At 73.2% G+C, this 5,878-nt stretch carries 6 protein-coding genes; 5 read left to right on the plus strand and 1 reads right to left on the minus strand.

The window, feature by feature from the left end; translation table 11 throughout:
• Positions 1–36: 36 nt before the first annotated feature.
• Positions 37–660: a phosphatase PAP2 family protein gene (locus tag AB0J68_RS25080; protein WP_363940635.1), complete on the minus strand. Its 624-nt coding sequence runs from the start codon at positions 658–660 to the stop codon at positions 37–39.
• Between the two features lie 150 nt (positions 661–810).
• Here AB0J68_RS25080 and AB0J68_RS25085 point away from each other — a divergent pair, with 150 nt between their 5' ends.
• The 5 genes from AB0J68_RS25085 to AB0J68_RS25105 all read left to right on the plus strand — a co-directional run bounded on the left by AB0J68_RS25085 (position 811) and on the right by AB0J68_RS25105 (position 5,828).
• Complete coding sequence (locus tag AB0J68_RS25085; RefSeq protein WP_363940636.1) at positions 811–1,386, plus strand: hypothetical protein; 576 nt, start codon at positions 811–813, stop codon at positions 1,384–1,386.
• An 18-nt stretch (positions 1,387–1,404) separates the two neighbouring features.
• Complete coding sequence (locus AB0J68_RS25090; RefSeq protein WP_363940637.1) at positions 1,405–1,554, plus strand: hypothetical protein; 150 nt, start codon at positions 1,405–1,407, stop codon at positions 1,552–1,554.
• Positions 1,555–2,194: 640 nt separating this feature from the next.
• Positions 2,195–3,370 carry a pyruvate dehydrogenase (acetyl-transferring) E1 component subunit alpha gene (pdhA, locus tag AB0J68_RS25095; RefSeq protein ID WP_355064592.1) on the plus strand — a complete coding sequence of 392 codons (1,176 nt, stop codon included), beginning with the start codon at positions 2,195–2,197 and terminating at the stop codon, positions 3,368–3,370.
• Positions 3,370–4,359: an alpha-ketoacid dehydrogenase subunit beta gene (locus AB0J68_RS25100; protein ID WP_354863001.1), complete on the plus strand. Its 990-nt coding sequence runs from the start codon at positions 3,370–3,372 to the stop codon at positions 4,357–4,359. Before pdhA ends, AB0J68_RS25100 begins: the two co-directional genes overlap by 1 nt.
• Before the next feature lie 5 nt (positions 4,360–4,364).
• A complete protein-coding gene (locus tag AB0J68_RS25105; protein ID WP_355064785.1) occupies positions 4,365–5,828 on the plus strand; it encodes a dihydrolipoamide acetyltransferase family protein in 1,464 nt (487 codons plus the stop codon).
• Positions 5,829–5,878: the final 50 nt, after the last annotated feature.

The raw sequence follows: 5,878 nt of genomic DNA on the forward strand, positions 1-5,878 counted from the left end.
CGGGCGGCGTGGTGCCGCCCGCCCGGCGACGGTCGCTCAGCGCAGCAGACCGAAGACGACCGCGGCGATCAGCGCGCCGAGCACACCGCCGGCGAGCACCTGCGAGACGGTGTGATCCCGCAGGCGTACGCGGGACCAGCCGACCACGGCCAACAGCGGCGCGGCGACGAGGAACCCGCGCCCGAAGGTCAGCGCCAGGATGACCAGGGTGCCGGCGGAGACCGCCGAGTGGATCGACATCTTCCACCAGTGGCTCACCGACACGGCGACCACCAGTCCGACCAGCCCGGCCACCGCCAGCGCCAGCAACGGCCGGGGCGCGCCGAGGACGACGAGCAGGGCGAGCCCGGCGGCGACCGAGCCGAGGCCGACCAGCAGCGGCACCCGGCGCTGCTCCCGACGGCCGATGTGGTGGTCGGTGAGCCGACCGCGGCGGACCCCGCCGACGATGTAGGCGAACGGGATGCCGGTGACGAAGAGCGTCGCGAGCAGACCCCAGAGCAGGCCGCGGGCACTGCCCCGGGTGCTGTGCCAGCTCACGGCGACCATCAGCAGCGACACCAGCACGGCCGGGGCGGTCAGCTCGGTGACCAGTCGGGCGACCCGCAGCCCTGGACCGGGCCGGGCGGCGACCTGGCGGGGTTCCACACCGCCGCCCACGCCACCCCCTCCGGTACGCGCCTACCGTCGACCACCGCCGTCTCGGCGACGCCTGCTCGTCACCGTACCGCCGGGGACTGGGTGGGACGCGTGGGTCCGGCCGGCGACGGACGCCCGGTTGGCGTCGCCGGGTCGGCCGACGTGGGCGGCGTGACCGGTGGTCGCGCGGTGACCGACGACGGCATCCGGGAGGTCGGCGCGTGCGGCGACGGCGGGGTGGTCGGCTCGGGCCGGGTGGTCGGCGGGCCGGGCATGGTCGACGGGCCAGGGGTGGCCGACGGGTCGGGCGTGGCCGACGGGCCGGGCGTGGCCGACGGGCCGGGCGTGGCCGACGGCGGGGATGTGCTGGCGGGTGCGGGGAGGGTGCTGGTGGGGACGGCGGTGGCGGTCGACGAACCGGTCGCGGTGGGTGTCGCCGAGTCGGTCGGCGTCGGGCTCGGCGGGGGCGTTTCGGTCGGGTCCGGGTCCGGTGACCCGGTCGGCGCCGGCGACGGCGACGGGCTGGTCGGGTGCGGGGGCGGGGGCGCGGCCGGCGGGGCGCTCCGGGTGGGTCGCGGCGCCGGTGGCGCGGGCACCATCCGACGGGCGGGCAGCCGGTCGTCGGCCGTCGGGCCGGACCACGACTCGTCCGGGAGACGCCAGGGAGCGGCGGGCACCCAGTCAGCGGTCGCGGTCGGGCCGGCGCTGGGTGTGCCCGGTGCCGGCAACGCGAGCGGCGGCGGCTGACTGGTCACCGGCATCGGGATGACCACCGGCCCGACCGACGGGGTCGGGATGAACGGGGTGCTGGTGTCCGGTAGCGCGCTGCTGCCCGGGGTGGCCGAGCCCGCGCTGACCGCGGCGAGGATCGGCATCGACGCGGTGCCGGCCAACAGTGCGACGGTGAGCAGGTAACCCCGGGAGGGCCCGCCCGCGCCGGGTGCCCGGTGTGACCCGATCACCCGGCGGTAGCCGCCTGGCGACCGGTGGCGTCCGAGCATGGGTGTGCCGGGACCGTCACCTGACTCGTCCACCGCACACCCCTTGTCGTCGCCGTCGGAGGCACGCCGGGGGCGTTCACCGGTGGGAATCCGGCTAATCACCCGATCGGCACGTTCCTGCGGTAATCAGCCTCGTCCAGTCACCCTCCGTCAGCCAACATCCACCGCGTGTCGACACGCGGCACTGACCGAACGGTGACGAATCATCACCGGATTGCCTGGTAGACGCAGGGCGGCACGATGGCGACAAAGAACATCAAACCGTAGGCGGTCGGAATGCAAGGCGGGCGTACTGTGGGCGCGCTCACCTGCTCTGCGAATATGGAGCACGACGGCAACGCAGCCGTGACCTCCGCGCACCCTCGCGGCAGGCGCGGCCCGGCGCCGGCGCTCCCGAACCGGGTTCGGCCAGAACCCGGCTCACGCCGCGCGGCAACCCCCACCGGGGCTAGGCGCGGCCGCCAGGAACCGGTCCGGCAGCAGCCGGGCAGGCGCACGAGTTGCGTGGCCGGGTGATCCCCCGGTGCCGACGCAGACACGACAGGGAGAGACCGATGGCAAAGGGCGACCCCGGGGGCACCACCCGCAGCAGGCGGGCAGCTCCCCGCTCCAAGAAGGGCGCGACCGGCGACCCCGAGCTGGTGCAGCTGCTCACCCCCGAAGGCGAGCGGATCGACAGCGCCACCGGGCCGGACGGCACCGAGTACCGTGTCGACTTCACCGACGAGGAGTACCGCGGGCTCTACCGCGACCTGGTGCTGGTCCGCAAGCTGGACGCCGAGGCGACCGCGCTCCAGCGGCAGGGCGAGCTGGGCCTCTGGGCCAGCCTGCTCGGCCAGGAGGCCGCCCAGGTCGGCTCCGGGCGCGCGCTGCGGACGCAGGACATGGCCTTCCCGACCTACCGGGAGCACGGCGTCCTCTACTGCCGGGGCATCGACCCGATCATGCCGCTCGGTCTGTTCCGCGGCGTCGACCAGGGCGGCTGGGACCCGAACGAGTTCAAGTTCAACATGTACACGATCGTCATCGGCGCGCAGACCCTGCACGCGACCGGGTACGCCATGGGCATCACCATGGACGGCAAGGTCGGCACCGATGACGGCGAGGCCGCGATCGCCTACTTCGGCGACGGGGCGACCAGCCAGGGCGACGTGAACGAGGCGTTCGTCTGGGCCAGCGTGTTCAACGCGCCGCTGGTCTTCTTCTGCCAGAACAACCAGTACGCGATCTCCGAGCCGCTGGAGCGGCAGACCCGCGTCCCGCTCTACCAGCGGGCCGCCGGCTTCGGTTTCCCCGGCGTACGGGTGGACGGCAACGACGTGCTGGCGTCGTACGCGGTCACCCGCACGGCGCTGGACAACGCCCGGCACGGGCAGGGCCCGAGCCTGATCGAGGCGTACACCTACCGGATGGGCGCGCACACCACCTCCGACGATCCGACCCGTTACCGGATCGCCAGCGAGGTGGAGTCGTGGCAGGCCAAGGACCCGATCATCCGGGTCAAGGCCTTCCTGGAGAAGCAGCAGATCGCCGACGCGGCCTTCTTCGCCGAGGTCGACGAGCAGGCCCGCCGCGAGGCGGTGCACCTGCGCGAGCGGGTGCTCACCATGCCCGACCCGGAGCCGGTGACGATGTTCGACCACGTCTACCCCAACGGGTCGCCGCTGCTCGACGAGCAGCGTGCGCAGTTCAACCGCTACATGGAGTCGTTCGAGGGGAGCGCCCACTGATGGCCACGGAGACGCTCACCCTCGGCAAGGCCCTCAACACCGGCCTGCGCCGCGCCCTGGAGACCGACCCCAAGGTCATCATCATGGGCGAGGACGTCGGCAAGCTCGGCGGCGTCTTCCGGATCACCGACGGGCTCCAGAAAGACTTCGGCGACCAGCGGGTGATCGACACCCCGCTGGCCGAGTCCGGCATCATCGGCACCGCCGTCGGCCTGGCCATCCGTGGCTACCGGCCGGTCTGCGAGATCCAGTTCGACGGCTTCGTCTACCCCGCGTACGACCAGATCGTGTCGCAGGTGGCGAAGATGCACTACCGCTCGGGCGGCCGACTCAGCATCCCCATGGTCATCCGGATCCCGTACGGCGGTGGCATCGGCGCGGTCGAGCACCACTCCGAATCGCCGGAGGCGTACTTCGCCCACACCGCCGGCCTGAAGGTGGTGACCTGCGCCAACCCGCAGGACGCCTACGTGATGATCCAGCAGGCCATCGCCTCGGACGACCCGATCGTCTTCCTGGAGCCCAAGCGGCGGTACTGGGAGAAGGGCCAGGTCGACCTGGACGCGCCGCTGTCCGGCGCGTACCCCCTGCACTCGGCGCGGGTGGTGCGGCCCGGCACCGACGTGACCCTGCTGGCGTACGGGCCGATGGTGCGGACCTGCCTGGAGGCCGCGACGGCCGCCGCCGAGGACGGCCGGGAGCTGGAGGTCATCGACCTGCGCTCGCTGTCCCCGCTGGACCTCGCCGCCGCCTACGAGTCGGTGAAGCGCACCGGCCGCGCGGTCGTGGTGCACGAGGCGCCGTCCAACATCGGCCTCGGCGCCGAACTGGCCGCCCGGATCACCGAGGAGTGCTTCTACTCCCTGGAGTCGCCGGTGCTGCGGGTCACGGGCTTCGACACCCCCTACCCGGCCGCCCGGGTGGAGGAGGAGTACCTGCCCGACCTCGACCGGGTGCTCGACGCCGTCGACCGCACCTTCGGCTGGTGAGCGGCATGTCCCGGATCAAGACGTTCAACCTGCCCGACCTGGGCGAGGGGCTGACCGAGGGCGAGATCCTGGCCTGGCTGGTCAAGGTCGGCGACACCATCGAGCTGAACCAACCGATCGTCGAGGTCGAGACGGCCAAGGCGGCGGTGGAGATCCCGGCGAAGTGGGCCGGGCAGGTGCAGGCGATCCACCACCCGGAGGGCACCACTGTCGAGGTCGGTACGCCGATCATCGCGATCGACACCGACCCGGGCGCGGGCCCGCTGGACACCACCGCGTCGACCACGGCCACGCCCACCGGCGACCTGCCCACCCCGTCGGCGGCCTCGCTGGCGGCCGTGGAGCTGGCCCCGGCCGAGGGCATGATCGAGCCGGGCCTGATCGGCGGTGCCGCTCCGGGCGGGCGGACGGCGGTGCTCGTCGGCTACGGCCCGCGTACCACCGCCGCGAAGCGCCGGCCCCGCAAGGGTGCCGTACCGGCGCAGGCCGAGGCGCCGGTCGCGCCGGCACCGGTCGCACCGCAGCCGGTCACGCCGGAGCCGGTCCGCAACGGGAACGGCGGTCCGGTGCCGGGCGGGCTCGTGTTGGCCAAGCCGCCGGTACGCAAGCTCGCCAAGGACCTCGGCGTCGACCTGAGCACGCTGACCGGGTCGGGGCCGCTGGGCTCGATCACCCGGGAGGACGTACAGCAGGCGGTGAGCGGTTCCGTGGCGGCGGCCGAGCCGGTCGCGGTCACCCGGGCCGCGACGAGCGCCGCGAGCTTCGGCGCCGACCGTGAGCAGCGCATCCCGGTCAAGGGCGTCCGCAAGCTCACCGCCGAGAACATGTCCCGCTCGGCGTTCACCGCTCCGCACGTGACGGAGTTCCTGACCGTCGACGTGACCCGGGCGATGAAGGCGCTGGAGCGCCTGCGGGGCCGGCGGGAGTGGCGCGACGTCCGGGTCTCGCCGCTGCTGCTGGTGGCGAAGGCCGTGCTGCTGGCGGTCAAGCGGCACCCGATGGTCAACTCGACCTGGGCCGGCGACGAGATCGTGGTCAAGGAGTACGTCAACCTCGGCATCGCGGCGGCCACCGAGCGCGGCCTGATCGTGCCGAACGTGAAGGACGCCGGCCGGCTCTCGCTGCGGGAGTTGGCCGACGCGCTGAACGGCCTGGTGCAGACGGCGAAGTCCGGCCGCACCTCGCCCGCGGACATGTCCGGCGGCACCCTGACCATCACCAACGTCGGGGTGTTCGGGGTGGACACCGGCACGCCGATCCTGCCGCCGGGCGAGTCGGCGATCCTCGCCTTCGGCGCGGTGCGGGAGATGCCGTGGGTGCACAAGGGCAAGGTCAAGGCGCGGCAGGTCACCACGCTTGGTCTGAGTTTCGACCACCGGATCATCGACGGTGAGCTGGGCTCGAAGTTCCTGCGCGACATCGGCGACTTCCTCGCCGACCCCGAGGCGGCGTTGCTCGCCTGGACCTGACCGGTCCGAAACGCCAGCCACGGCCGGTGTGCCACGGGTTAACGCCCGGC

This window comes from Micromonospora sp. NPDC049580 (assembly GCF_040675595.1).
Lineage (GTDB): Bacteria > Actinomycetota > Actinomycetes > Mycobacteriales > Micromonosporaceae > Micromonospora.

Excerpts from the sequence above, each read along its gene's own strand:
- AB0J68_RS25090 (WP_363940637.1), top strand. The coding sequence starts at position 1,405 with ATGACCACCGGCCCGACCGACGGGGTCGGGATGAACGGGGTGCTGGTG.
- pdhA (WP_355064592.1), top strand. The coding sequence starts at position 2,195 with ATGGCAAAGGGCGACCCCGGGGGCACCACCCGCAGCAGGCGGGCAGCT.
- AB0J68_RS25100 (WP_354863001.1), top strand. The coding sequence starts at position 3,370 with ATGGCCACGGAGACGCTCACCCTCGGCAAGGCCCTCAACACCGGCCTG.
- AB0J68_RS25105 (WP_355064785.1), top strand. The coding sequence starts at position 4,365 with ATGTCCCGGATCAAGACGTTCAACCTGCCCGACCTGGGCGAGGGGCTG.